The organism is Oleispirillum naphthae (genome assembly GCA_027864655.1).
In the GTDB taxonomy this organism is placed as follows: Bacteria; Pseudomonadota; Alphaproteobacteria; order Rhodospirillales; family Rhodospirillaceae; genus Oleispirillum; species Oleispirillum naphthae.
Genome location: JAQAZG010000010.1, coordinates 111,294 through 135,494 on the forward strand (window position 1 = coordinate 111,294; position 24,201 = coordinate 135,494).

Annotated in this window: 21 protein-coding genes; 14 read left to right on the forward strand and 7 right to left on the reverse strand. The window is 68.6% G+C overall.

Features of this window, described 5'->3' with window-relative positions; all coding sequences use genetic code 11:
- Positions 1-86: 86 nt before the first annotated feature.
- On the forward strand, positions 87-776 hold the full coding sequence (gene dps / locus O7R11_RS11775; protein WP_337997719.1) for a DNA starvation/stationary phase protection protein Dps: 690 nt from the start codon (positions 87-89) through the stop codon (positions 774-776).
- Between the two features lie 244 nt (positions 777-1,020).
- Here dps and O7R11_RS11780 read toward each other — a convergent pair whose 3' ends face one another.
- The gene (locus tag O7R11_RS11780) at positions 1,021-1,917 is read right to left on the reverse strand and encodes an OmpA family protein (RefSeq protein WP_337997720.1); all 897 of its coding nucleotides are present in this window, start codon (positions 1,915-1,917) and stop codon (positions 1,021-1,023) included.
- A 366-nt stretch (positions 1,918-2,283) separates the two neighbouring features.
- On the opposite strand from O7R11_RS11780, the gene O7R11_RS14975 reads away from it, so the two are divergent.
- Entirely contained in the window at positions 2,284-2,751 is a 468-nt protein-coding gene (locus tag O7R11_RS14975; protein WP_420792987.1) for an SPFH domain-containing protein, read from the forward strand.
- A complete protein-coding gene (locus O7R11_RS14980) occupies positions 2,748-3,275 on the forward strand; it encodes an SPFH domain-containing protein (protein WP_420792988.1) in 528 nt (175 codons plus the stop codon). Before O7R11_RS14975 ends, O7R11_RS14980 begins: the two co-directional genes overlap by 4 nt.
- Here the strand turns inward: O7R11_RS14980 and modD are convergent.
- The 4 genes from modD to O7R11_RS11805 all read right to left on the reverse strand — a co-directional run bounded on the left by modD (position 3,214) and on the right by O7R11_RS11805 (position 9,192).
- Positions 3,214-4,062: a ModD protein gene (modD, locus tag O7R11_RS11790; RefSeq protein WP_337997721.1), complete on the reverse strand. Its 849-nt coding sequence runs from the start codon at positions 4,060-4,062 to the stop codon at positions 3,214-3,216. The genes O7R11_RS14980 and modD overlap by 62 nt on opposite strands.
- Before the next feature lie 105 nt (positions 4,063-4,167).
- Positions 4,168-4,824: a response regulator gene (locus O7R11_RS11795; RefSeq protein WP_337997722.1), complete on the reverse strand. Its 657-nt coding sequence runs from the start codon at positions 4,822-4,824 to the stop codon at positions 4,168-4,170.
- A 112-nt stretch (positions 4,825-4,936) separates the two neighbouring features.
- The gene (locus O7R11_RS11800; RefSeq protein WP_337997723.1) at positions 4,937-7,180 is read right to left on the reverse strand and encodes an ATP-binding protein; all 2,244 of its coding nucleotides are present in this window, start codon (positions 7,178-7,180) and stop codon (positions 4,937-4,939) included.
- A 122-nt stretch (positions 7,181-7,302) separates the two neighbouring features.
- A complete protein-coding gene (locus O7R11_RS11805; RefSeq protein WP_337997724.1) occupies positions 7,303-9,192 on the reverse strand; it encodes an EAL domain-containing protein in 1,890 nt (629 codons plus the stop codon).
- Positions 9,193-9,610: 418 nt separating this feature from the next.
- On the opposite strand from O7R11_RS11805, the gene panD reads away from it, so the two are divergent.
- The 4 genes from panD to O7R11_RS11825 are packed head-to-tail and all read left to right on the forward strand — an operon-like array spanning position 9,611 to position 13,680.
- Complete coding sequence (panD, locus tag O7R11_RS11810; protein WP_337997725.1) at positions 9,611-10,114, forward strand: aspartate 1-decarboxylase; 504 nt, start codon at positions 9,611-9,613, stop codon at positions 10,112-10,114.
- Complete coding sequence (locus O7R11_RS11815) at positions 10,098-11,369, forward strand: class I SAM-dependent RNA methyltransferase (protein WP_337997726.1); 1,272 nt, start codon at positions 10,098-10,100, stop codon at positions 11,367-11,369. The genes panD and O7R11_RS11815 overlap by 17 nt, the downstream gene beginning before the upstream one ends.
- A gap of 38 nt (positions 11,370-11,407) precedes the next feature.
- Positions 11,408-12,694: a metallophosphoesterase gene (locus tag O7R11_RS11820; protein ID WP_337997727.1), complete on the forward strand. Its 1,287-nt coding sequence runs from the start codon at positions 11,408-11,410 to the stop codon at positions 12,692-12,694.
- Entirely contained in the window at positions 12,691-13,680 is a 990-nt protein-coding gene (locus tag O7R11_RS11825) for a M23 family metallopeptidase (protein ID WP_337997728.1), read from the forward strand. The genes O7R11_RS11820 and O7R11_RS11825 overlap by 4 nt, the downstream gene beginning before the upstream one ends.
- A 190-nt stretch (positions 13,681-13,870) precedes the next feature.
- On the opposite strand, the gene elbB is transcribed toward O7R11_RS11825, so the two are convergent.
- Entirely contained in the window at positions 13,871-14,527 is a 657-nt protein-coding gene (gene elbB, locus O7R11_RS11830; protein WP_337997729.1) for an isoprenoid biosynthesis glyoxalase ElbB, read from the reverse strand.
- 77 nt (positions 14,528-14,604) lie between these two features.
- On the opposite strand from elbB, the gene O7R11_RS11835 reads away from it, so the two are divergent.
- The 4 genes from O7R11_RS11835 (at position 14,605) to O7R11_RS11850 (ending at position 19,379) form a co-directional block, all read left to right on the forward strand.
- Positions 14,605-16,095 (forward strand): carboxypeptidase M32, encoded by a 1,491-nt coding sequence (locus O7R11_RS11835; RefSeq protein ID WP_420792990.1) that lies wholly within the window; start codon positions 14,605-14,607, stop codon positions 16,093-16,095.
- Complete coding sequence (locus O7R11_RS11840) at positions 16,092-16,595, forward strand: hypothetical protein (protein WP_337997731.1); 504 nt, start codon at positions 16,092-16,094, stop codon at positions 16,593-16,595. Before O7R11_RS11835 ends, O7R11_RS11840 begins: the two co-directional genes overlap by 4 nt.
- 115 nt (positions 16,596-16,710) lie before the next feature.
- A complete protein-coding gene (gene thrC, locus O7R11_RS11845; RefSeq protein WP_337997732.1) occupies positions 16,711-18,120 on the forward strand; it encodes a threonine synthase in 1,410 nt (469 codons plus the stop codon).
- On the forward strand, positions 18,117-19,379 hold the full coding sequence (locus O7R11_RS11850) for a M16 family metallopeptidase (protein ID WP_337997733.1): 1,263 nt from the start codon (positions 18,117-18,119) through the stop codon (positions 19,377-19,379). The genes thrC and O7R11_RS11850 overlap by 4 nt, the downstream gene beginning before the upstream one ends.
- A gap of 79 nt (positions 19,380-19,458) precedes the next feature.
- Here O7R11_RS11850 and O7R11_RS11855 read toward each other — a convergent pair whose 3' ends face one another.
- The gene (locus tag O7R11_RS11855) at positions 19,459-20,409 is read right to left on the reverse strand and encodes a LysR family transcriptional regulator (RefSeq protein ID WP_337997734.1); all 951 of its coding nucleotides are present in this window, start codon (positions 20,407-20,409) and stop codon (positions 19,459-19,461) included.
- A 484-nt stretch (positions 20,410-20,893) separates the two neighbouring features.
- Between O7R11_RS11855 and O7R11_RS11860 the strand changes: the two genes are divergently transcribed.
- Genes O7R11_RS11860 through O7R11_RS11870 form a run of 3 tightly spaced genes read left to right on the forward strand, consistent with a single transcriptional unit; the run spans position 20,894 to position 23,874 of the window.
- Positions 20,894-22,210, forward strand: coding sequence for a CitMHS family transporter (locus O7R11_RS11860; RefSeq protein ID WP_337997735.1), 1,317 nt, complete (start codon positions 20,894-20,896; stop codon positions 22,208-22,210).
- Between the two features lie 20 nt (positions 22,211-22,230).
- Positions 22,231-23,568, forward strand: a complete 1,338-nt coding sequence (locus O7R11_RS11865) for an acyclic terpene utilization AtuA family protein (protein ID WP_337997736.1) — start codon at positions 22,231-22,233, stop codon at positions 23,566-23,568.
- 3 nt (positions 23,569-23,571) lie between these two features.
- On the forward strand, positions 23,572-23,874 hold the full coding sequence (locus O7R11_RS11870) for an AtuA-related protein (protein ID WP_337997737.1): 303 nt from the start codon (positions 23,572-23,574) through the stop codon (positions 23,872-23,874).
- The last annotated feature ends 327 nt before the right edge of the window (positions 23,875-24,201 follow it).

Below are 24,201 nucleotides of genomic sequence, written 5' to 3' on the forward strand. Positions count from 1 at the left end.
TGCGCCGCTCACACCGGCGCCCCACTCGCCCCCACACGTAAACGAGGGAAGGGGCGGCCCTTTTTCGCGATCAGGAGTAGTGAGATATGCTGCCGACATTGAATACGTTGCCCGAGGGTATCCGAGGACAATCCGTCGATGTGCTGAACATGCATCTGGCGGCGGCGATCGATCTGCAAGCGCAGATGAAGCAGGCGCACTGGAACGTGCGCGGACCGGGGTTCACCGCCGTCCATGAGCTGTTCGACACCATCGCCGCGGCAGTCGAGGGCTATATCGACCTTCTCGCCGAGCGCGCCGCCGGACTCGGCGGCATCGCACACGGCACCGTCCAGGTCGCGGCGGAGCAGTCGTTCCTCGCTTCCTATCCCCTCGATGGCGCCGCCGATCCGCAACGGCACATCTTTGCGGCCGCCGGGGCTCTCGGCGCCTTCGGTCAATCCCTTCGCGAAGCGGTCGGCCGGACGGCCAACCTGAACGATCCCGTGACCGCCGATATTCTGACCGAGATTCTGCGCGGCATCGACCAGTACCTCTGGCTCATCGAATCGCACGTGGATGCGGACAGCTTGCATCTGCTTCCGGAAATGCACCTTCCCTTGCGAGGCGAGGTTCCCGTGCAGATCTACGGCAACGATACCGACCAGACCGGTACGACGCGAAGCGGCTCCGACTGGCACTTCACCGCGACGACGGGCAAGAAGGCCACGGCCCAAACCCGCGACGGCGTCGAAAAGAGGATGAGCGAAGGCGATGACGGAAACGATCCGGCCTGAAACGCCGGGTTCCCGCACTCGATACTGGCGCGGCCGAACATCGGTCCGCCGCCGATATCTTGCCGATCGGCTTCCCTCCAGGGGTTCCCCCCCCTAAGCCGATCGGTGCGGGCCTCGTCCTTACCCCCTTTGGACGAGGCCCACCCCCATCTTCGATCCGCCCGCTCCCCGGATATCCGCCCCAAAGACGAGAAAGCCCGCCTCTCACGAGGCGGGCTTTCGAGCTTGAGCGGCAGGACGAAACCTACTGCAGGATGATTGTGGTCCGCCGATTCTGCGGCTCGCGCACGCCATCGGCCGTCGGCACCAGTTGGCCGTCTTCGCCATCGCCGATGGTGGCGATCTCAGACGCCGGTACGCCGTCCTTGACGAGTTCCGCCATCACCGCATGAGCCCGTCGCTCCGACAGAAGCTGGTTGTAGGCGTTCGTACCGGAAGAGTCGGTATGACCCGTGAGCTTGAGGACGGCCACATTGCTCCGCTTCGCCTCGTCCGCAGCCTTGCGGATCACCTGAGCCGCATCCTCGCTAACTTCCGAGCGATCGAAGGCGAAGAACACCTGGAAGTTTTTCTGCACCGTCGGGGCCATGGACGTCGCGGGCTTTGCCGCCGCCGTCATGAATTGCGCCTCAAGACCCGGGTATTCCTTGATGCAGTACTTGCCGCTCGCATAATGCTCCCATTCCTCCAGGAGCCAGCAGTCGTAGATGCCCTGGGCATGGGCGGCCTTGATCGGCTGAAGAGTCCGCCCGCCGCCGTCCAGATACGCCATCAGGCGAACCCGCGCGGCCGCGAGTTCATTCACCCGATCGGCAGGAATCTGCACGACCTCCCCCAGTTCGCCGCGGCGCAGCCAGGCGCCCTCGGGCGCCGCGATGGGAGCCGACGGCATCACGACCTCGCCCTTGGCGGCCCGAAGCCCCTTGCGGGCGAACCAGGCCCCGTCCATCCACATCACGTGATCGTCGGCCTGCCAGTTCGACAGGCGACGATATTCATCCGTAAGTCCGTGCGTGAAAGGCGTGCCGCCTTGCGGCTTCACGGTTCGCATGTCGTTGACGGCATGGATTTCGCTGAAGCTCGTACACCCGCTCAGGGCCAATCCCGTCGAAATCATCAGTATATATTTGGTGGCCTTCATGATCGTTCCAATCTTCGATGGCGTTGCGGCGGCTTTCCTGGCCGGAACCGAAGCTCCGTGCCGCCTTCCCACACTGAAAAGTACGTAAAACCCGGCGGAAGACCCGAGCGTCGAAAGGAAAAGATTCCGGCCGGAAAACGTCCGTCCGGAATCGTCCAGGCCGATGGCGACGCAGGCATGCGGGCGGCAATCAACTCCGCCGGATCAAAACCGTGTCGGCCTCGGGCGATTCCGCCGGACCGGGACGGATCATCCCGGCGGCGGGCTTCGACCCATAGTATTGGCCACAACCAGTCATACCGGCCTCCAGGATAAGGCGCCAGAGTCGGAATCTACTCATCACTGCGTGCCGAATTTTGGTTTCGTATGCGCGGGTTGCAGCATCTTCGTTTTCGATTTCTCTGCACAATTTCTTGGCATCCGGCGGCAAGCGTGCGGATATTGCGCGAACACGAAGGCGGCGTGGTCTTCACTCTCGGGCGGTTCCAATGCGTCAAGGGACCGGGATTCGTGCTCCTGATTCCTCTCGTTCAGGAAATGGTTCGCGTCGATTTGCGTATCCAGGTGATCGAGATCCCCAGCCAGGACGTGATCCCGTGCGACAACGTTTCAATGAAGGTTGATGCCGTGCTCTACTTCAACGTCGTCAACCCGGAACGCGCAATCATCCAGGTGCAGCACTATATGCCGGCCACCAACATGCTGGCGCAAACGACCCTGCGCGCCGTGCTCGGCCAGCACGACCTCGACGAAATGCTGTCCGAACGGAAAAACTCAGCGCCGACGTCCAGAACGTCCTTGACGCCCAGACCGAAACCCGGGGCATCAAGGTGAGCAATGTCGAGATCGGAACCGTGGAGCTCACCGAGAACATGGTGCGCACCATCGCCAAGCAGGCGGCGGCCGAACGCGACCGGCGCGCCAAGATCATCCATGCGGATGCCGAATTCCAGGCATCGCAGATCTTGGTGAACGCGGCTGTGATTCTTTCCGCCTCCCCCGCCGGGATGCAATTGCGCTACTTGCAAACTCTGGCCGAAATCGGGACGGAACAGAATTCCGCGGTGATCTTCCCGATGCCGATCGACCTCATCAAACCGTTGCTCGACCTTGCGAAAAAGCAGGATAAGCCGACCCACGCGAATGGTGAGGTTACGACTGCGGCCACACGCATCAATCCTGCGTTACCGCAGCAACGCCGTCCGGCGCGAAGAGGCTATAATCGGCCCCAACCCAGTCATGGGGTCAAGGGGCCCTCCGGCCCCTTGCGGGTCCGGGCAGCGCCCGGCCTGGTTTTTACGCCGCGAAAATCCGCACCTGCACGTCGGCGGGGCGGGCGGTGTAGGGCCAGGAGGTGACGAGGACGCGGGCGCCTGCGTCGGCGTAGGCGGCGGCGTTGGCGGCCGAGATGCCGCCTGCGGCGGCGATGACGGGTTGCGGGCCGTCGGTGGCGGCGATGGCGGCGGCGAGGCGGGCGACTTCTTCCGGGGAGAATTTTTCCAGTTGCAGCACGGTGGCCCCGGCGTTGCGGGCGGTCATCGCCTCTTCCGGGGTTTTGACCTCGACGACGATGCCGCGTTCCGGGTTGCGCAGGCGCAGGTCCGTCACCTGCTGGCGCAGGGCATCGGGGCCGTGGCCGAAGGCGCGGTGTTCCGGGAACAGCAGGATGGTGTCGGAAAGGCCGCAGCGGTGCAGGGTTGCGCCCGCGACGCAGATCGCCTTGGCGGAGAGGGCGCGGGTGCCGGGCACCGCCTTGCGGGTGCAGGCGACGGTGACGGTGGGGTCCACGGCGCGGGCGGCGTCGATCACCGCGCGGGCGGCGGTGGCGACGCCGGAGGTCCATTCGATCAGGGTTTGCGCCACCTTCCAGGCGGAGAGCAGGCATTCGGCGCGGCCCGAGCCTTCCAGCAGCAGGGTTCCGGCGGCGGCGTCGCGGCCCGAGGCGGTGGCGACCTCGGCGGTGCAGCCGAGCAGCGCGAGGATGCGCGCCGCCTCCTCGGTGCAGCAGGCGACCATCGGGCCGCGCGCCGAGAAGCTGATGCGCCCGGGCATCTGGCCGATGGCCAGCGAGCGGGTGGTGAGGTCGCCGTAGGGGATGTCTTCGGCGATCAGGCCGTGGAGGACGGAATCCGGGATGTGGTGCATGGGGGGCTTCTCCGGGCGGGCGTTATGTGTGTCGCATATACGACGAAGCGCACAGCGAGACCCGGGAGAAGCAAATCCCGGACCATCACGCCCGTTGGGGCCGGATCAGGAGGTTTCGCCCTCGGTGAGTCCCATGCGCGCGGCGGCGATCACCGCGCTGGTGCGGTTGGGCACGCCGAGCGCCTTGAGGATGGCGGTGACGTGCAGCTTCACCGTGCCTTCGGAGAGGTCGAGGACGTGCGCGATGTCGCGGTTGGACAGCCCGCGGGCGACCAGGCGCAGCACGTCCATCTGGCGCGGGGTCAGCGCCGCGGCGGCGTTGGCGGCGTCCTTGTCCGCCGGGCCGGTTTCCTCCGCGTCGTCGTCGAGCACCAGGGGCGGGATGTAGTGGCCGCCGGAGAGCACCAGGTTGATCGCGTTGATCATCACCGAGCTGGAGGAGGTTTTGGGGATGAACCCCCGCGCGCCGGCGCGCATCGCGGTGGTGATCAGCGCGCGATCGACCAGCGCGGAGAGGATGACCACCGGCACCTCGGGGCGTTCGCTGCGCAGGGTGCGCAGGGCTTCCTCCCAGGTGAGGCCGGGCATGCGGATATCCAGGAGCACGAGGTCGAGGATCGGCGTCGCCCGTGCGGTGTCCAGGGCCTCGCGGTGGTCGCCCGCGGTGAGGCAGCGGGTGCCCGGGGCGAGATGTTGCAAAACCATTTTCAGTCCGTCACGAAACAGTTCGTGATCGTCTGCGATGAGAACCGTGTACGACACAGCGCGGTCAATCCCGTCAAAGCGCCGGAAAGATGCCGGCAGGGCGCCGCCGCAGATGCGGCGGGCGCGTTCCGCAGATTAACGAAGATGCAAGCGATGGCAAAGGGATAAATCACGCCCCCGGCGTCTCGCTCGGCACTTCGAAGAACACCGTGGCGCCCGCGCCGGGCGGGGAGACCGCGCCGACCCGCCCGCCGTGCAGGGCGATCAGGGCGCGCACGATGCTCAGGCCCAGGCCCGAGCCTTCCGCGGGGTCGCTGCCCGCCTTGCGGATGCGGTTGGCGATCTGTTGGAAGCGGTCGAACATCACCGGCAGGAAGTCCTCGGGAATGCCCGGCCCCTGGTCGGAGAATTCGACGCGGATGAAGCCGTTTTCATCGCGCGCGCGGATGGCGATGACGCCGCCCTGCGGCGAGAAGCGCACCGCGTTGCCGAAGATGTTGACCGCGATCTGCGACAGGCGGTCGGCGTCGCCGTGCACCCACAGCGGGCCGGGGGGCAGGCTCCAGGCGATGGTGAGGTTTTTCGTCTCGGAGAGCAGGCGGTGGCTTTCGATGCTCTGGCGCAGCACCGTGCCGAGGTCGGTGGGGCCGGGGTTGAAGGCGATCATCCCGGCGTTGATGCGTTCGAGGTCGAGGAGGTCGGTGATCAGGCGCATCAGCCGCCGCCCGTTGCGTTCGGCGATGGCGAGCAGGTCGCGCTCCCGGTCCGGCGCCAGGCTGCCGCCGTTGACCAGGCGCAGCGCGCCGAGAATGCTGGTGAGCGGGGTGCGCAGGTCGTGGCCGACGGTGGAGACGAGTTCCGACTGGATGCGCGCGATGCGCTTGCGTTCCGAGATGTCCTGGACGATGGCGATGTAGAGGTCGTCCTTCTCCGAGACGAGTCGGCTCACCGAGATTTCCGCCGGGAAGGTCTGGCCGTCCTTCTTCGCCGCGAGGATTTCGCCGCGGGCGCCCTGGGTCTCGGTGGTGAAGGCGGAAGGCCCTTCGCCGTCCGCCACGGCGAGCAGCGCGGCGTTGCGGCCGAGCACGCTTTCCAGGGAGTGGCCGAACAGGTGCTCCGCCGCGGCGTTGAAGCCGATGATCGCGCCGTTCTCGGCGGCGATGACCACGCCTTCCTGGATGTTGTCGAAGATCGTGCGCACCCGCTCCTGGCTGGCGCGCAGGTCGCGCGTCGTCTGGCGGCGGTGGCGCTCGGCGGTGTGCAGGGAGAACAGCGCGGCGGCGGTGGAAAGCGCCATTTCCAGGGTGGCGACGAGGGTGTCGTCGAAGCGCGCCGGGCGGTCGGAGAGCGCGATCACCCCGAGAACCCGGCCGCGCGCCGTAACCGGCAGGACGATGCTGTGGCCGAGGCCGGGGGCATCGTCGGGGGCGTCGTTGCGCGTGGTGCGGCGTTCGGCGAGCGCGCGGCGCAACAGCGGCGGCATCGGCGGGGTGGGGGCGTCCCAGGGGCCGCTGGCGGCGACGGGAACCAGCCGCGGCGCTGCGCCCTTCGCCATCGGGGCCAGTTCGGCGATCAGTCCGGCATGGCACCCGGCGAGCCGCGTCAGGCCTTCGAGGAAGCGCAGCAGCGCCTGGGCGGGGTTGCCGCCCGCGATCTCCGCGGTTTCGCCGAGGAGGCGCAAAAGCGCGGTCTGGCGATCGACGCGGTCCTGCAGCATACGGGTGCGGGTGACGTCGGCGACGCGCAGGATGTGCTCGCCGTCGGCGGTGGCGTGCATGCTGAATTGCAGCTTGCGGCGGTTCTCGGCATGGAAGTCGAAGGGGCGGCTGCCGCGTTTGCCCAGGTGGCGCAGGATGGCGCGCACCTTGCCCGGCGCATCCGGCGGCGCGCCGGTGGCGGCGGCGAGCACCTCGGCGAGCGGCATGCCGGGGGAGAGCGGCGCGGCGGCGAGGCGGCGCAGGGTGTCGTTGCAGCGCAGCAGCAGAAGGTTGCCGTCGAGCACGGCGAGTCCGGCCGCGGCGTCCTCGGTGTCTTCCGCCTCGGACCAGCCGGGCAGGTCGTGGGCGGTGAACAGCACCGCGGCGGCGGCGCCCGCGGCGTCGCGCACCGGGGTGTAGCTGCCGAGCAGGATGCGCCCGCCCGCGGGCGAGGGAACGTGGTGGATGGCGCGCATCGGCGCGCCGCTGTGCGCGACGCGCAGCACCGGGGCGTCGTAGATGTCGGCGAACGGCCCCAGCCTGTCGTGCAGGGTTTCGCCCGGGCGCACCGCAAGAATGGCGCAGAATGCCGGGTTGGCGTAGGCGATGCACAGATCCGGAAGGAACACCGCGACGGCGTCTTCCGACGCATCGAACAGGCGGGCATAAGCGCCCGGATCGAACGGGGCGGAAGCCTCCGCCGCAGGTGTGCTCATGGGCAGGTCATCCGTTGCCTTCCGCCCGGCGCGCCGCCGCCGGGGCGATGGCCGCCGCGCCGCTCGGGGTATGGGCAGAACCTAATACGCATGTAGGGCGATGTCGACTCCGCGCGCGGCGGCTACGGCAGAACGCCGATGGCGATGTGGCGCGGGTCGGCCTTGGCGAGCTTCTTCAACCCGGCGATCAGGGGGCTCAAGTGGTCCTCGCCGCGCTGGCGGCTGTCGGCGCGGATGCGCACCACCGCGGCGCTGACGGTCAAGAGCGGGAAGGCGCGCTCGGTGCCGTAGCGGTCGGCCACGGTGATGAAGCCCCTTTCCCGCGCCGCGTCGTCGTAGAAGGCCGCCACCTCGTCGCGGAAGGTCTCCACCGCGCTGCCGACCTCGGCGAGCAGGGCGTCGAAGTCGTCCACCGCCTTGCGCCCGGAGACGAAGTCGTCGCCGCCGATGTGGGCGATGAAGTCCTCCGGCTTGCCGAACAGGCGGCGCAGCACGTCGGCGAAGGCCTGGATCGCGCGGTCGCCCTGGCGGAAGCCGTAGTGGTCGTTGAAGGGTTTGAAGTTGTCGAAGTCGTAATAGACCATCACGTGCTCGCAGCAGGCATCGCCCAGGCACTCGGAGAGGAACTCGTGGATCACCGTGTTGCCGGGCAGGCGGGAGAGCGGGTTCTGGTCGCGCGCGATGGTGAGGTTCTTGTCGTTGATCACCCGCAGAAGCGCGTTGGCGGAGAGGAAGCCCGCGTACTTCGCGGTGGAATCGACGATGATCAGCCCTTCGGCGTCGCTGCTGCCGGAGAAGATTTCGAGGATGCGTTCCGCCGGAAGGTTGAGCGCCGCCACCGGGCAGGGGGTGACGAACTGGTCGAGCGAGCGGCCGTAGGCGCGGTTGGTCATCAGGTCGCGGCCGAACTGCGAGTAGGTGTATTCCTTGAGGTCGCCCTCGCGGATGACGCCGCGCGGCTCGCCCGCCGCATCGACGACGGGGAAGAAGGTGCGCGTCTTCTCGGAGCGGAAGCGCTCGAACACTTCAAGCATGCGGGTGTCCAGGCGCAGGGGCTCGATCGCCTCCATGCGCTCCACCAGGATGCGCTCGTCGCTGCGGGCCTGGCGGCGGTCGCGGCGGGACAGATCGCGCACCAGGGCATAGTCGCGCGCCGCCTCGGCGATGTCGCCCAGGGGCGGGCAGACGACGAAGCCCTGGATGAGGTCGCAGCCCACCTCCTTGCAGGCGAAATATTCCGCCTCGTTCTCCACGCCCTCGGCCACCACCATCACCCCGAGGAGGTGCGCGATGCTGACGATGTGGGAGAAGAAGATCTTCTTGCGGGCGTCGTCGGCGACGCCGCCGAGCAGCGCCCGGTCCACCTTGATGAAGTCCGGCTCCGCGCCGTAGAGGGTTTGCAGGCTGCCGAGCCCGGCGCCGAAGTCGTCGATGGCGTAGCGCAGGGAGGACCGCCGCACCTGCCGCTCGATGCGGAACTCGCGCAGGAAGCTGCCGAGCCGGGCGCGCTCGGAGACGTCGAGGATGACCGCGGATTCGGCTAGGCCGCACGCCGCGATGACGCGGCGGGTGCGCGCCAGGCCGTCGCCGCTCGCGTCCTCGAAGACGCGGGGGTCGATGTTGATGAAGAGCTTGCGGTCGTGGCAGAACGGCCACTGCGCATAGGTGCGGATGGCGCGGTCCTTCAGCGCGCACTCCACCGCCGCGAGCACGCCGTCGGCGTGCGCCGCGTCGAGCAGCGCGGCGGCGCTGTCGAAGCCGTGCGCCTCCATGCCGCGCAGCAGCGCCTCGAGGCCGTAGGTGTGGCCGGAGTGGATGTTCACCACCGGCTGGAAGGCGTGGGTCAGGCTGTCCAGGCGCGCGAGCCACACCCCCGGCAGCGGAGCCGACGGGTCGGCGCTGCCGGTTGCAGTCTGCGGCGCGGCCGGGGAGGGGGCCTCCTCGGCCGCGGATGTCTCCTGGTCCTCGGCGAACGAATGGGACGTGCGCCTGCGACCAAACAGGCTCACCATGACTTCCCCCTTTCCTGGCGAAATCGGTGCAGCGGCGCGGGCGCCCTTGGATTTCGCCGGATGATTGATGCAGGCCTTTGCACGGTGCGTCAATCAAGCCCGGTGCATGCAACAAAATATTCACGGCGAAGAAGGCCTAGTCTGCGGTGGATCGGGACTGGTTTGGTCTTGAATATGGCCTGACCGTGGCTTTCGCCCGTTATGGTAGTTTTCTGTGGCTATGCAGGGCGTATACTTATTTGTATAGACGATATCAGGATGTTTCCTTGCATATTTCGAATGGCGCGGCATGGCGCGGCGCGGCGACTCCGGTTTGCGTTTGCGGCATGGCGCTTTTTCTTGATGCGGCGGGCGGAGGCGACTAGAAGACGGGCGAAACGGTGCCAAGAACGGCGAAACAGTCTGGAGCGAACCTGATATGAGCCTGCCCAGCATCCGCAAGATCAACGGACCGGAAGACCTGGCCGGGGGCTCCGGCTACCGCCTGGACGGGGCGCTGCGCCCCTTCATGTACGGCAAGATCCACCGCGTCACGGTGACCGAGGCGCGGCTCGACTACATCGGCTCGATCACCATCGACCCGCTGATGCTGCGGGCCGCGGGCATCCTGCCCTACAGCCGCGTCGATGTGGTCAACATCGCCAACGGCAACCGCCTGCAGACCTATGTCATCGAGGGCCGCGAAGGGGCGGGCGACTGCTGCCTCAACGGCGCGGCGGCGCACCTGTTTTCGCGCGGCGACCTCGCCATCGTCATGGCCTACGAGGAGGTGCCGGGCGAGGCCCTGCCGGGGCGCGAAAGCGTCGCGGTGATGGTGGACGCGCAGAACCGGGTCACCGAGATCTGGACCTACGCCACCCCGGGGCCGGAGACCGTGGGACAGTCCTGCCGCCATGGCCAGGTCTATGGCCAGGGGGCGTGAGCGCCGCCCCGCACGGCTGAACGCCGCGCCGCTTTCGCTTTGCGTGGAGAGCGTCGGCGCGGGCGGCGACGGCATCGCCCTGCATGACGGCGTGCGCCACTTCGTGCCCCTCGCCCTGCCCGGCGAGACGGTGCGCGCAATGCCGGTTTTGCGCTCCGCCGAAGGGGTGCGCTGCCGCCTGGAGAGCGTCGAAACGCCCTCTCCCCGCCGCGTCGCGCCGTTCTGTCCGGCGTTCGGGCGCTGCGGCGGCTGCGCCTTCCAGCACTGGGAGGCGGCGGACCTCGCGGCGTGGAAGCGCACCCGCCTGCTCGCCGCGCTTTCGCACCGCGGCTTCGCCGACGCGCCGGTGGCGGAAACCCTCTCCTGCCCGGCGCGCACCCGCCGCCGCGCCACCCTGGCGCTCAAGGGGAAGAAGCTCGGCTTCCGCGAGGAGGCGAGCCATGCGGTGGCGGCGATCGACGCCTGCCCGGTGCTGCTGCCGCAGCTTTCCGCCCTGATCGCGCCGCTGCGCGCCGTGCTCGCGCCGCTCACCGCCGACGCGGCGGTGGCGCTCGCCTGGACCGACTCGGGGGCCGACGTGCTGGTGCGTTGCGCCGACGAGCCGGGATGGGAGGGCCGCGAGGCGCTCGCCGCCTTCGCGCGGGCGCACGATCTCGCCCGGCTTGCCTGGGATTCCGGCTTCGGCGCGGCGCCTCTGGCGGTGGAGCGCCCCCCCGCGATGATCTTCGGCGGGGTCTCCGTCGCCTTCCCCGATGCCGCCTTCCTCCAGCCCTCCGCCGAGGGCGAGGCGGCGCTCCGCGATGCGGTGCTTGCCGCCACCGAAGGCGTATCGGCCCTCGCCGACCTCTTCTGCGGCCTCGGCACCTTCGCCCTGCCGCTCGCCGCGCGCGGCGCGCGGGTGCTCGCCCTCGATGCCGACGGCGCGGCGGTCGCCGCCCTCGCCGCCGCGGCGAAGGCCGCCCCGGGGCTTGCGGTCGCCGCGCGCGACCTCTTCCGCGAGCCGCTCTCCGCGGCGGAGATGCGCGGCCTCGACGCCGTGGTCTTCGACCCGCCGCGCGCCGGAGCCCAGGTCCAGGCGCGCGCCATCGCCGCCTCGGCGGTGCCGCTCGCGGTGGCGGTTTCCTGCAACCCCGCAAGCTTCGCCCGCGACGCCCGCATCCTCGCCGACGGCGGCTTCCGCCTCGTCTCCGCCCTGCCGGTGGACCAGTTCCCCTTGAGCCCGCATCTCGAAGTGGTGGCGGTGTTCCGGCGGTGATAGGCTTCCCCTTCGCGTTGCCGTAGGAAGGGCCGTCGATGTCCGCCGAGCGTTCTTTCGCCACCCGCCTGCTTCTCCATGCGCTGCGCCGCCGCGCCGTGCTGCGCGGTCTCGGCCTCGCCGCCGCCGGTGTGGCCCTGCCGGGGTGCGCCACCCAGGCGCGCGCCGCCGCCCCGGAGCTGGTGGAGATTCCGGTCAATCCGCAGGGCAGGCTGGAGGCCGCCTATGCGGTCGCGGGCCACGTGCCCGGCAGGCCGGTGACCGCGCTGTCCGGCCCGGTGGCGAAGCGCCTCGCCGCGATGGTCCCGCCCGAGGCCGCCACCCTGCGCCTGCTGCACTTCAACGACCTGCACAACAACCTCGTCATCGGCGACGCGGAGAAGGGCGAGACCCACGCGCTGGCGCAGATCGTCAAGCAGGCGAAGGCGGCGCGCGCCAAAGCCAAGCCCGGCGAGGTGGTGCTGCTGGTCACCGCCGGGGACGACCGCACCGGCGGTTTCTTCGACCCGCTGCTCGGCGATATCGCGGGCAACGGCTGGCGCATCGACCCCGGCTATGCCGCCTATTCCGCGGCGGGGGTGGACGCCTCCGCCATCGGCAACCACGAGTTCGACCACGGCGCGCGCACCCTCGCCCGCGGCATCCGCGGCGACGCGAAGTTTCCCCTCCTCGCCGCCAATATTTCCGGCCTGCGCGAGGTGGCGGCGGGGCGCGACTACCACCCGGCGATGATCGCGGTGGCGGGCGGGTTGCGCATCGGCTTTCTCGGCGTCACCTGCTCGGTGATCAAGCACTTCCGCAAGGCGGCGGAGCCGGGGCTGACGCTGGCCTCGCCGGTCGCCGCGGCAAACCAGCTGCTGCCCGCCGTCGCCGCGCTCTCCGACGTGGTGGTCATCCTCTCCCACTGCGGCTATGGCGACGATTACGGCCCGCCGCGCGCCGCCGACGGCTGGCGCTTCTTCATCCGGGAAGGCGACCTGCCGCTCGCCCGCGCCGCCGCCAGGCTCACCGCCAAGCCGGTGGTGGTGGTCGGCGGCCACACCCACACCACGCTGAACAAGGGCGGCCTCGACCCCGAGAACCTGGTGGACGGCGTGCCGGTGCTACAGGCGGGGGCGCGCGGCAAATACCTGGGCGACGCCAGGCTGACCCTGAAATCCGGGGAGAAGACCAAATTCTCCACCCGCCTGATCCGCATCAAGCCGCGCAACGATGCCCTCGCGCCGGACCACGCGGATTACGCCAAGGCGGAACGCGACGCCGATTTCGACACCGGCTTCGAGGCGCAGGTGATCGGCTCCCTCAAGGCGAGGATGCGCGGATGAAGGGGCGGTTCCTCCTCCTCTGCGCCGTCCTCGGCCTTGCCGCCGCGCCTGCCGCGGCGGAGCCGGGCTTCGCGGGTTTCTCGCCGCCCGCCGCCTGCACCCTCGGCGAGACCTGCTGGATCATCAACTACCCCGACGTCATCGATGCGCAGCCGGGCCGCGACTACCGCTGCGGGCCGCGCTCCTACGCCCATCACGACGGCACCGACTTCGCCCCCGCCGACATCCGCTCCATGTCCGTCGGCGTGCCGGTGGTCGCCGCCGCGCCGGGCACCGTGGCGGGCATGCGCGACGGCCAGCCCGACGGCGCCTATCTCGCCCGCGGCCCGGCCGCGGTGAAGGGCCGGGAATGCGGCAACGGCGTGGTGCTGCGCCACGCCGACGGATGGGAAACCCAGTACTGCCACCTCAAACGCGGCAGCGTCGGGGTGCGCAAAGGCGAAACCGTGGACCGCGGCGCGCGCCTCGGCCTGATCGGCCTCTCCGGGCGGGCGGAATTCCCCCACGTGCACATGACGGTGCGCCGCGCCGGAATGAAGATCGACCCCTTCACCGGCAAGGGCCTGGGCGGCGGCTGCGGCGAAACCGGCGAAAGCCTGTGGAAAAAGGGCGAGGAACCGCCCTATGCGGCCTCCAGCGTCTATGCCGCGGGGCTCGCCTCCGGCATTCCCACCGCTGCGGCGCTCAAGACGGATACCACCCTGCCGGGCCTGCCGCCCAAACCCGCCGCCGAACTCGTCGCCTGGGGCGCGGTGTTCGGCCTCAAGCCGGGGATGACGCTGACCGTCGAACTCTTCGGTCCCCAGGGCGACTCCCTCGCCAAACGCGATACCGCCGTGGACAAGCCCAAGGCCTGGCAGTTCTCCGCTGCCGGACGCCGCGCCCCGATCGGCGGCTGGCCGCCCGGCCGCTACCGCGCCGAGGTCACGGTGACGGAAGAGGGAAAAACCCTGTCGCACCGCAGCGCGGAGACGGAGTTCCGGTGAGGGGAAAATCAGGCCAGGGCTCCGCCCCGGACCCCGCGAGGGGACTCGGTCCCCTCGACCCCATAACTTTTGGTGTTGGCGCGTAGCGCGATAGAGCCATCACGCGGCGTGACGGTTGATCGCCGCTGCGCGGCAAAAAAAGTTATGGGGGGAGTGGGGGGACCGAGTCCCCCCACGAAGTTTTAGCGTTTTACAGCAGCTTCAGCGCCGCGGCGACCGCGGCGGCGGCGCCGTCGGCGATCTGGCCGATGGTGGAATTGAGCATGTAGCAGGGGCTGGTGACGATCTTGTTGGCGTTATCCACGCAGACTTCGCCGTAGGTGCGTTCCAGCGGGTTGCCGCCCATCGCGGCGATCGCCTTGGCGGTGCCTGCGTCGTTGCCGATGGTGACGTCGATCTTGCCCAGCACCTTGGCGACGAGGGCGGGGGCGATGCACAGGGCGACGATGGGTTTCTTCGCGGCGTGGGTGGAGCGGATGGCTTTTTCCGCATCCGGGTTGACCGTGCAGTCGGGGCCGTCCACGGCGAAGGTGCAGAGGTTCTTCGCCGCGCCGAAGCCGCCGGGGAAGGCGAGGATGTCGAAGTCGGCGGGTTTGTAGTCGGCGAGCGGCAGGATCGCGCCGCGCGCGATGCGCGCCGATTCGACCAGGACGTTGCGGCTTTCCGCGCCGGGCGTGCCGACCACGTGGTTGATCACGTGCATCTGCGGCACGTCGGGGGCGAAGCACTGATAGGCGCCGCCCGCGCGGTCGATGGCGAGCAGGGTGAGCACCGCCTCGTGGATTTCCGAGCCGTCGTAGACTCCGCAGCCCGACAGGACGACGGCGAACTTCGCTTTTGCGGACATGTGTTCTCCTCCGGTAGGATGCCTTTCGCCGTATGATGCGGCGGCGCGGCGGCGGATGGCAAGGGACGGAAATGCGAATGCGGGCGTATGAGCGGTTGACGGAGCGGTTTCACAGGCGGTCGGCGATTTCCGGCGCGGTGGCGATGTTGCAGTGGGACCGCGCCGCGATGATGCCCGCGGGCGGCGCGTCGGCGCGGGCCGAGCAGGTGGCGGTGCTGGAGACCCTGGCGCACGGGTTGATCGCCGACCCGGCGGTGGCGGAGGATTTGGCCGCGGCGGAAGGCGAGGACCTGGCCGCGGCGGAGCGCGCCGACCTGCGCGAGATGCGGCACGCCTGGGTGCATGCCGCGGCGGTGCCGTCCGATCTGGTGGCGGCGCTGGCGCGGGCCGGGGCGGCGTGCGAGATGGCGTGGCGCGCGGCGCGGGCGGCGGCGGATTTCCCCGCGGTGCTGCCCGGCCTCTCCGCCCTGCTTGCTTTGGTGCGGGAGGAAGCGGCGGCGACGGCGGAGGCGCTGGGCGTTTCCCCCTACGACGCGCTGCTGGACGCCTACGAGCCGGGGGGCAAGTCGGCGGAGATCGATGCGGTGTTCGCCGACCTCGCGGCGTTCCTGCCGGGGTTCCTGGACGAGGTGCTGGCGGTGCAGGCGGCGCGGCCCGCGCCCTTGCCCCTGACCGGAAAGTTCCCCGTGGCGGCGCAGAGGGCCTTCGTGCGCACGGTGATGACGGCGATGGGCTTCGACTTCGCGCACGGGCGGCTGGACGAGAGCGCGCATCCGTTCTGCGGCGGCATCGCCGACGACGTGCGCCTGACCACGCGCTATGCGGAGGCGGACGCGTTCACCGGCATCTTCGGGGTGATCCACGAGACCGGGCATGCGCTCTACGAACGCGGCCTGCCCGAGGCGTGGCGCGGCCTGCCCGCGGGCGAGGCACGGGGGATGAGCGTGCACGAGAGCCAGTCCCTGACCATGGAGATGCAGGCCGGGCGCGGCCGGGCGTTCCTCTCCTGGCTCGCGCCCGCGATGGCGGCGGCGTTCGGCGGGACCGGCCCGGCCTGGGCGGTGGAGAACTTCGTCGCCCTGGCGCAGACGGTGGAGCGCGGCTTCATCCGCGTCGAGGCGGACGAGGTGACCTATCCGGCGCACGTGATTTTGCGCTATCGGCTGGAGCGGGCGATGATCGCGGGCGACCTCGCGCTTGCCGACCTGCCCGGCGCGTGGGACGAGGGGATGCGGGAACTGCTCGGCGTGGCGCCGCCCGACGACGCGCTGGGGTGTTTGCAGGACATCCACTGGTACGACGGCGCGTGGGGTTATTTCCCCACCTACACCCTCGGCGCGATGACCGCGGCGCAGCTCTTCGCCGCAGCGAAGGCCGCGGAGCCGGGGCTGGAGGCGGCGCTGGCGCGCGGCGACTTTTCGCCGCTGCTCGGCTGGATGCGGACCAACGTGCACGCCCACGGTTCGCTGCTGGAGACGCCGGAGCTTCTCACCCGCGCCACCGGCGCACCGCTTTCCGCCGAGGCGTTCAAGGCGCACCTGCGGGCGCGCTACGTGGAGGGGGCATGAGCGCGCCGACGCCCGAGGACCGCGCCAATCTGACCGTGCGGGTGCTGGAACAGGCGATCCGCGAGGGCCGCAACGAGACCGCCATGCGCAGCAAGGGCGGACGGCCGGGCATGTCGTTCCGCGCCTGGCAGGACGTGGCGCGGGTGGAGATCGCCAACGCCATCCGCGATGCCGAGACGGAGATGCAAAGGCGGCGCGGTTTCGGCAACCGCATCGCGATGACCGCCGGCGCGTGCCTGGTGACCGTGGGGTTCTGGGGCGCGGCGGTGGCCTGGGGCCGGGTGGACCGCAGCATGGCGGCGCTCGCCTGCCTGGGGGCGGGGGCGTGGCTGATCGCCACCGCGCTCGAAATTCCGATCAGCGCCGCCTGGCGGCGCAATCGCGCGCGCCGCCGCGCCAAGCGCTTCGAGAACATCCGTTCCCTCGACCGCCAGCTGCGCCAGATGGAGCGCTTCCTGGAGGAGAAGAAGGCGGCGCTGGAAGAAGAGATCGACGCCTAGGCGAAGGCCCCGATGCGCCCCGGCTCTTGTGGTCCGGCGCGGCGGCGGGTATAGGTTACGGCTTGTGCCTGCGGCGGGAGCCGCGGGCTGGCTTTGCTGAAAGAGGCGGTTTCAGGTGCGCTACATCAGTACGCGGGGCGAGGCTCCGGCTCTTTCCTTCGACGACGTGCTGCTCGCGGGGCTGGCCCCGGACGGCGGTCTCTACGTGCCGGACGCGGTGCCGGTGATCGACGGCAAGACCTGGGACGCGTGGCGCGGGCTGTCGTACCCCGGGCTCGCGGCGGCGGTGATGCGCCCGTTCGTCGGCGGCGCGCTGCCGGATGCGGAGATCGCCGCCATCGCGGCGGAGGCCTACCGCGGTTTCGATCACCGCGCCGTGGCGCCGTTGAAGCAGATCGACACCGACCTGTGGATCATGGAACTGTTCCACGGCCCCACCCTCGCCTTCAAGGACATGGCGATGCAGGTGCTGGGCCGCCTGTTCGACAGCGTGCTGACCAAGCGCTCGCGCCGCGTCACCATCGTCGGCGCGACCTCGGGCGACACCGGCTCCGCCGCGATCGAGGCGTGCCGCGACCGCGAGGCGGTGGACGTGTTCATCCTGCATCCGCACGAGCGCGTCTCCGAAGTGCAGCGCCGCCAGATGACCACGGTGACCTCGTCCAACGTGTTCAACATCGCGATCAAGGGCACCTTCGACGACTGCCAGGACCTGCTCAAGGCGATGTTCGCCGATGTCGCCTTCCGCGACCGGGTGAGCCTGGGCGCGGTGAATTCGATCAACTGGGCGCGGGTGATGGCGCAGGTGGTCTACTACGTGTGGGCGGCGCTGCGGCTCGGCGCGCCGGACCGCGCGGTGGGCTTCTCGGTGCCGACCGGCAACTTCGGCAACATCTTCGCGGGCTATGTGGCCAAGGCGATGGGCCTGCCGATCGAGCAGCTGATCGTCGGCTCCAACCGCAACGATATCCTCACCCGCTTCTTCGCCTCCGGCGCGATGGAGATGACCGAGGTGGTGCCGACGATCAGCCCCTCGATGGACATCCAGATTTCCAGCAACTTCGAGCGCCTGCTGTTCGACATGCTGGGCCGCGACGGCGCGGCGGTGCGCGCCACGATGAACCGCTTCCGCCAGTCCGGGCGCTTCGAGGTGGCGGAGATGGTGCTGGCGCGTTCGCGCGCCACCTTCTCGGCGCTCAGCCTCGACGACGATGCGACGCGCGCGGCGATCCGCGCCGAATACCGCGCCACCGGCGAGGTCCTCGACCCGCATTCCGCCATCGGCGTGGCCGCGGCGCGGGCGCGGGCCAAGACCCCGGGCGTGCCGGTGGTGGCGCTGGCCACCGCGCATCCGGCGAAGTTCGGCCAGGCGGTGGCGGAAGCCACCGGGGTGACGCCGAAGCTGCCCGCCCGCCTCGCCGATTTGATGGAAAGGCCGGAACGCGTGACGATTCTTCCCAACGACCTCAAGACCGTGCAGGATTACGTTCTGGCGCGCGCCCGCGCCGCGGGAGGCCGCGCATGACGGTGCGGATTTCCACGCTTTCCAACGGCCTGCGGGTGATCACCGACGAGATGCCGGAGGCGGGCACGGTGTCGCTGGGCGCCTGGGTGGGCGTCGGCGCGCGCTTCGAGCCGCCGCACTTGAACGGCGTTTCCCACCTTTTGGAGCACATGGCGTTCAAGGGCACGGAGCGGCGCTCCGCGCGCGCCATCGCCGAGGAGATCGAGGCGGTGGGCGGCCACATCAACGCCTACACCTCGCGCGAGACCACCGCCTATTACGCCAAGGTGCTGAAGGACGACATGGCGCTCGCCGTGGACATCGTCGGCGACATCCTGCAGCACTCCACCCTCGATCCGGAGGAACTGGACCGCGAGCGTTCCGTGGTGGTGCAGGAGATCCACCAGGCGCTCGACACGCCGGACGACATCATCTTCGACTGGTTCCAGGAGACCGCCTATCCCGACCAGGCGATCGGCCGCCCGGTGCTCGGCACCGCGGAGATCGTGCGCGGGCTTTCCCGCCAGACCATCTTCGACTTCATGGCGGCGGGCTACACCGCGCCGCAGATGGTGGTCTCCGCCGCGGGCGGGCTGACCCACGAGGCGTTTCTCGAAGAGGTGGACAAGACCTTTTCCGCCCTGCCCACTGCCTGCTGCGCCGTGCCCGATGCGGCGGCGCGCTACACCGGCGGGCATTTCCGCGAATCCCGCGACCTGGAGCAGACGCATCTGGCGCTCGGCTTCGAGGGCGTCGCCTACCAGGACCCGGACTACTACGCGCTTGCGGTGATGGCGGCGCTGTTCGGCGGCGGCATGTCGTCGCGGCTGTTCCAGGAGGTGCGCGAGGCGCGGGGGCTGGCCTACTCGATCTATGCCTACGCCTCGTCCTATGTGGATACCGGGATGTTCTCGATCTACGCGGGCACCGCGCCGAAGGAGGTGCCGCAGATGGTGGCGGTGATCGCCGACGAGGCGTCGAAGCTTGCCGACACCCTGACCGAGGCCGAGGTGGCGCGCGCCCGCGCGCAGCTCAAGTCGAGCACCATCATGGGCATGGAGAGCACCTCGTCGCGCTGCGAGCACCGGGCGCGGCAACTGATGATCTTCGGCCGCACGCTCTCGGCGGAGGAGACCATCGCCCGCATCGAGGGGGTGGACATCGAGGCGGTGCGCCGCGTCACCCGCCGGGTGTTCGCCGGCCCGCTCACCACCGCCGCGGTGGGGCCGCTGAAGCACCTGGAATCCGACGAGGCCCTGGCCGCGCGGTTCCGCTTCTAGCAGGGTGCGGAAAAACCATTGCCCGGCTGCGCTCGGGCAAGCCTTTTCCGCACCCTTCCAGCCTGTTTCGCCCTTGCGCTTACGCGCCCACCTCGTCGTCGAGGGGGGCGGAGGCCTGCGGCTTGCCGCCGCGGGCGGCGACGCATTTGTGTTCCGCATGGGCGATCAGCCGCGCGCAGAGGTTCGCCGCCGGGGCCGAAAGCGTGCGCTCGGCGTGGCGCACCAGGTGGATGTTGCGGTACGCGTCGAAGTTCGAGAACGGCACGATGGCGATGCCCGGATCGCGGAACTGGTAGAGGGTGAGCTCCGGCACGACGCAGGAGCCGAGCCCGTTGGCGACCAGTCCCATCATCGTGGTGAGCTGCTCCACTTCGAGCGAATCCTGTAAAATCTGCGGCGGAATGACCTTCTCGACGCGCTGGCGGATGCTCGTGGAGTGGCGGAAGTTGAGCAGCGGCGAGTCGTAGAGCTCCTCGATGCGGATGGTTTCCCGCTGCGCCAGAGGATGCCCCACCGGGCAGATGAAGTAGAAGGATTCCGTATACAGCAGCTCGGAGACCAGGTCCGGATTGTCGGTCTCGCAGGCGGTGACGGCGAAATCGACGACGCCGTCGATGAGAAGCTGAAGGCAGCGGTCGGAGACCGCGTCGATCATCTCGACGCGCACGCCGGGGTAAAGCCTGCGGAAATCCGGCAGCACCGCGGGCAGCCAGGCCACCGCGGTGGAAGGCAGCGCCGACATCGACACCCGGCCGCGTTCGCCGCGGCGGATCGCCTCGATCTCCTTCATCGAGGAGTCGTGGAAGCTCACCAGGTGCTCCGCAACCTCGGCGAACGCCTTGCCGTCCTCGGTCGGCCGCACCTGATGGGAATCGCGGTCGAACAGGCGGAAGCCCACCTCCTTTTCCAGGCCGGTGATCAGTGCGCTGAAGGCGGGCTGGGAAAGGCAGACGCTGGCCGACGCCCGGGTGAAGTTGCGGTGCGCGAGAAGCGAGAGGAACGCCTTGAGATGCTTCTGGGAGATGTTCATGCGCCGCGCTTTCTCCAGGTTGCCGAGGGGGAACGCCGACCGGTTCGCTTGCGGCAGGAAACGCCGCTCCGAACAGACAGGGGGTATGAACCGGGCCGGAAGCATGCCATAGCCCGTCGGGCGCTGACAAGGGGCACGCCCGCGCCGCCGTGGCGGAGGGGCGGAACCTGGGGTTTCGGCGCGGCGAGTCCGCGAGGCGGCGGGGAAGCCCACCCTGAAAGATGGGGCCTGGCGCTTCCCCAGGTGGGTTTTTAGTCTCGAAAAACTCCAGAAAGGTAGCTAGAGCCTATTGAAATCGCTATCTATTGAAACGATGGATAGCTCTATCAGAAGTTCCGATTTCCACCCATGACAACCCTCCTGCATCCTCGAAAGTGTTGAGAACATTTTTTCCTGAACCCGGGAAACCGGGTTCCGGAAACGGGAGAGTTTTGTTTTCCGTACGAGCTTCACTCATCAATAAAAAGCACAGGGGGGCTATATCATGGTTGCCTTATTTGGGCTTCTTACTATCCTTCTCGTCCTTGCCGGTATCCTCAGCAAGCGCGTTACCCCGATCACCGCTTTGATCGTCGTGCCGATCATCACCGCGCTCCTCGCGGGTTTCTCGGCCAAAGCAACCGGTGGTTTTGCCGTGACCGGCATCAAGGCGCTCGCGCCGGTGGTCGGCATGTTCATCTTCGCGATCCTGTTCTTCGGGATCATCAAGGATGCGGGCACGCTCGACCCGATCATCGACGGCATCCTCCGCGTCGTCGGCGTGCGTCCTTCCCGCATCGTGCTCGGCACCGCGGTTCTCGCCGCGATCGTCCACCTCGACGGTTCGGGCGCGGTGACCTTCCTGGTCACGGTTCCGGCGATGCTGCCGCTGTTCGACCGCTTGAAAATGGATAAGCGGCTTCTCGCGTGCGTCGTCGCCATGGCGGCGGGCACCGCCAACATGCTGCCATGGGGCGGTCCGACGCTGCGCGCGGCTTCCTCGCTGCATCTCGACATGAGCGTCCTCTATCTGCCGATGGTTCCGGTGCAGATCGCCGGTATCCTCTTCGTGTTCCTGTGCGCGTGGTTCCTCGGCAGCCGCGAAGAAAAGCGCCTTGCGCTCCTCGGCGGCGATTCCACCGAGACCATCACCAGCTACTCGCGTCCGGCCCTCACCGAGGCCGAGCAGAAGCTGATCCGTCCGAAGCTGTTCTGGTTCAACATTCTGCTCGCCCTCGTCGTGCTCGGGGTGATGATCTCCACCAAGACGCCTCCGGTGCTGTGCTTCATGGTCGGCACGGTGATCGCCCTGGTGGTCAACTATCCCGATCTCAAGATGCAGCGCGAGCGCATCGACGCCCACGCCAAGGCGGCGTTGATGATGGGCTCCATCCTGCTCGCCGCGGGCGTGTTCACCGGCATCATGAAGAACACCAAGATGCTGACGGAAATGGCCACCTTCGTTTCCGCCCACATTCCGGCGGGCCACGGCCAGATTCTGCCGCTCATCCTCTCGATCTTCGCGATGCCGCTCAGCCTGCTGTTCGACCCGGACTCCTTCTACTTCGGCATTCTGCCGGTTCTGGCGGAAGCCGGTAAGGTGATGGGCGTTCCGGAAGTGCAAATGGGCCAGGCCGCGATCATCGGACAGATGACCACCGGCTTCCCGGTGAGCCCGCTCACCCCCGCCACCTTCCTGCTCGTCGGGTTGTGCGGCGTGGATTTGGCCGACCACCAGAAGTTCACCATCCCCTTCTTGTGGGCGACCTCGATCGTGATGACGATCGTCGCGATCCTCTTCGGTATTTTCCCGATCTTTTGAGTGCGTAAGGGAGACCTACGATGAAAACTATTCGCATAGGTACGGGCGCGGGGTATTCCGGCGATCGCATCGAGCCTGCGGTGGAATTGGCGGAAAAGGGCGGAATCGGCTATCTCGTCTTCGAGTGCCTGGCCGAACGCACCATCGCCATCGCGCAGCAGGCGCGGCTCGCCAACCCCGACATGGGCTACGATGCGCTCATGGTGGACCGGCTGCGGGCGGTTCTGCCCGCCTGCCGCAAGAACGGCGTGCGCATCATCACCAACATGGGCGCCGCCAACCCCCTCGCCGCCGGCCGCAAGGCGGTGGAAGTGGCGAAGGAAATGGGCTTCACCGGCATCAAGGTGGCGACGGTTTCGGGCGACGAGGTGCGCACCCTCGTGATTTCCGAGAACCTGCGCCTCGACGATAGCGGCAAGCCCGCGGCGGAGATGGCGGAGGCTATCGTCTCCGCCAACGCCTACCTCGGCGCGCGCCCCATCGCCGAGGCGTTGGGACAGGGCGCCGACATCGTCATCACCGGCCGCGTCGCCGACCCGTCGCTGTTCCTCGCGCCGATGCTCCACGAGTTCGGCTGGTCGGACACCGACTGGGAGAAGCTCGGCAAGGGCACCGTGGTCGGCCACCTGATGGAGTGCGCCGGACAGGTGACCGGCGGCTACTATGCCGATCCCGGGGTGAAGGACGTTCCCGGCCTCGGGCACCTGGGCTTCCCCATCGCCGAGGTGGACGAGACCGGAGGCGCGGTGATCACCAAGGTCGCCGAGGCGGGCGGCATGGTCACCACCGACACCTGCAAGGAGCAGATCCTCTACGAGCTCCACGATCCGCATGCCTACAAGACCCCGGACGTGACCGCCGACTTCTCCGGCGTGCGCTTCATCCAGGAGGGGCCCGACCGGGTGCGGGTCGAGGGCGCCAACGGGCGGGAGCGCCCGGAGACGCTCAAGGTCTCGGTGGGCTACAAGGACGGCTTCCACGGCGAGGGGCAGATCTCCTACGCCGGGCCGGGCGCGGTGGCGCGCGGCCGCCTCGCGCTCGACGTCGTCGCCGAGCGCCTGGAGACCGTCGGGCTCAAGGCGGACGAGATCCGTTACGACCTGATCGGCATCAATTCCCTGCACGGGGAAGGGCTCTCCCAGGGCGGAGACCCCTACGAGGTACGGGTGCGGGTGATCGCGCGCACCCGCGACAAGCGCAACGCCACTCTGGTCGGCAACGAGGTGGAGACCCTCTACACCAACGGCCCGGCCTGCGGCGGCGGCGCGGCGAAAAGCGTCAAGGAAATCGTGGCGATGGACTCGACGCTGGTTCCACGCGCCGCGGTGAATCCCCATGTCGATATGCTGGAGGCCTGAGCGATGAAACTGCACGAAATTGCGCACTCCCGCACCGGCGACAAGGGGAACATCTCCAACATCTCCTTGATCGTCTACAAACCCGAGGACTACGAGCGGGTGAAGGCCGCGGTGACCCCCGAGCGGGTGAAGCAGTATTTCTCCTCCATCGTCACCGGGAAAGTGGTCCGCTACGAGCTGCCCAACCTGCATGCGCTGAACTTCGTCATGCACGGCGCCTTGGGCGGCGGCGTGACGCGGTCCATCGCGCTCGATGCCCATGGCAAGTCCCTGGCTTCGGCGCTGATGAACATGGAAATCAGCTGACACGAGACGCGGAAAAGGGGCGTTTGCGCGCCCCTTTTCCTCTCTCGAAGCCGGGTGAAAAAAAATCCCCTAAAGATGATTGACATTCATCGTCGATCTGAGCAAACGTTTGCGCGTGCCGACCAATTGTCCGCCATGCGTTCGCGAGTGGGTCGGCAGGATGGTTTGCCGGCTTCGTACGGCGCGGGCGGCGCTCCGCGCGACATACCTCTTCACCGGTTTGTGGCCGGGGAGGCAACAGGAAGGACAAAATGACGAACAAGGTCATATCCTACGAAGGGGCGGTGGGCCTCATTCCGGACGGCGCGGTTGTGATGATCGGCGGTT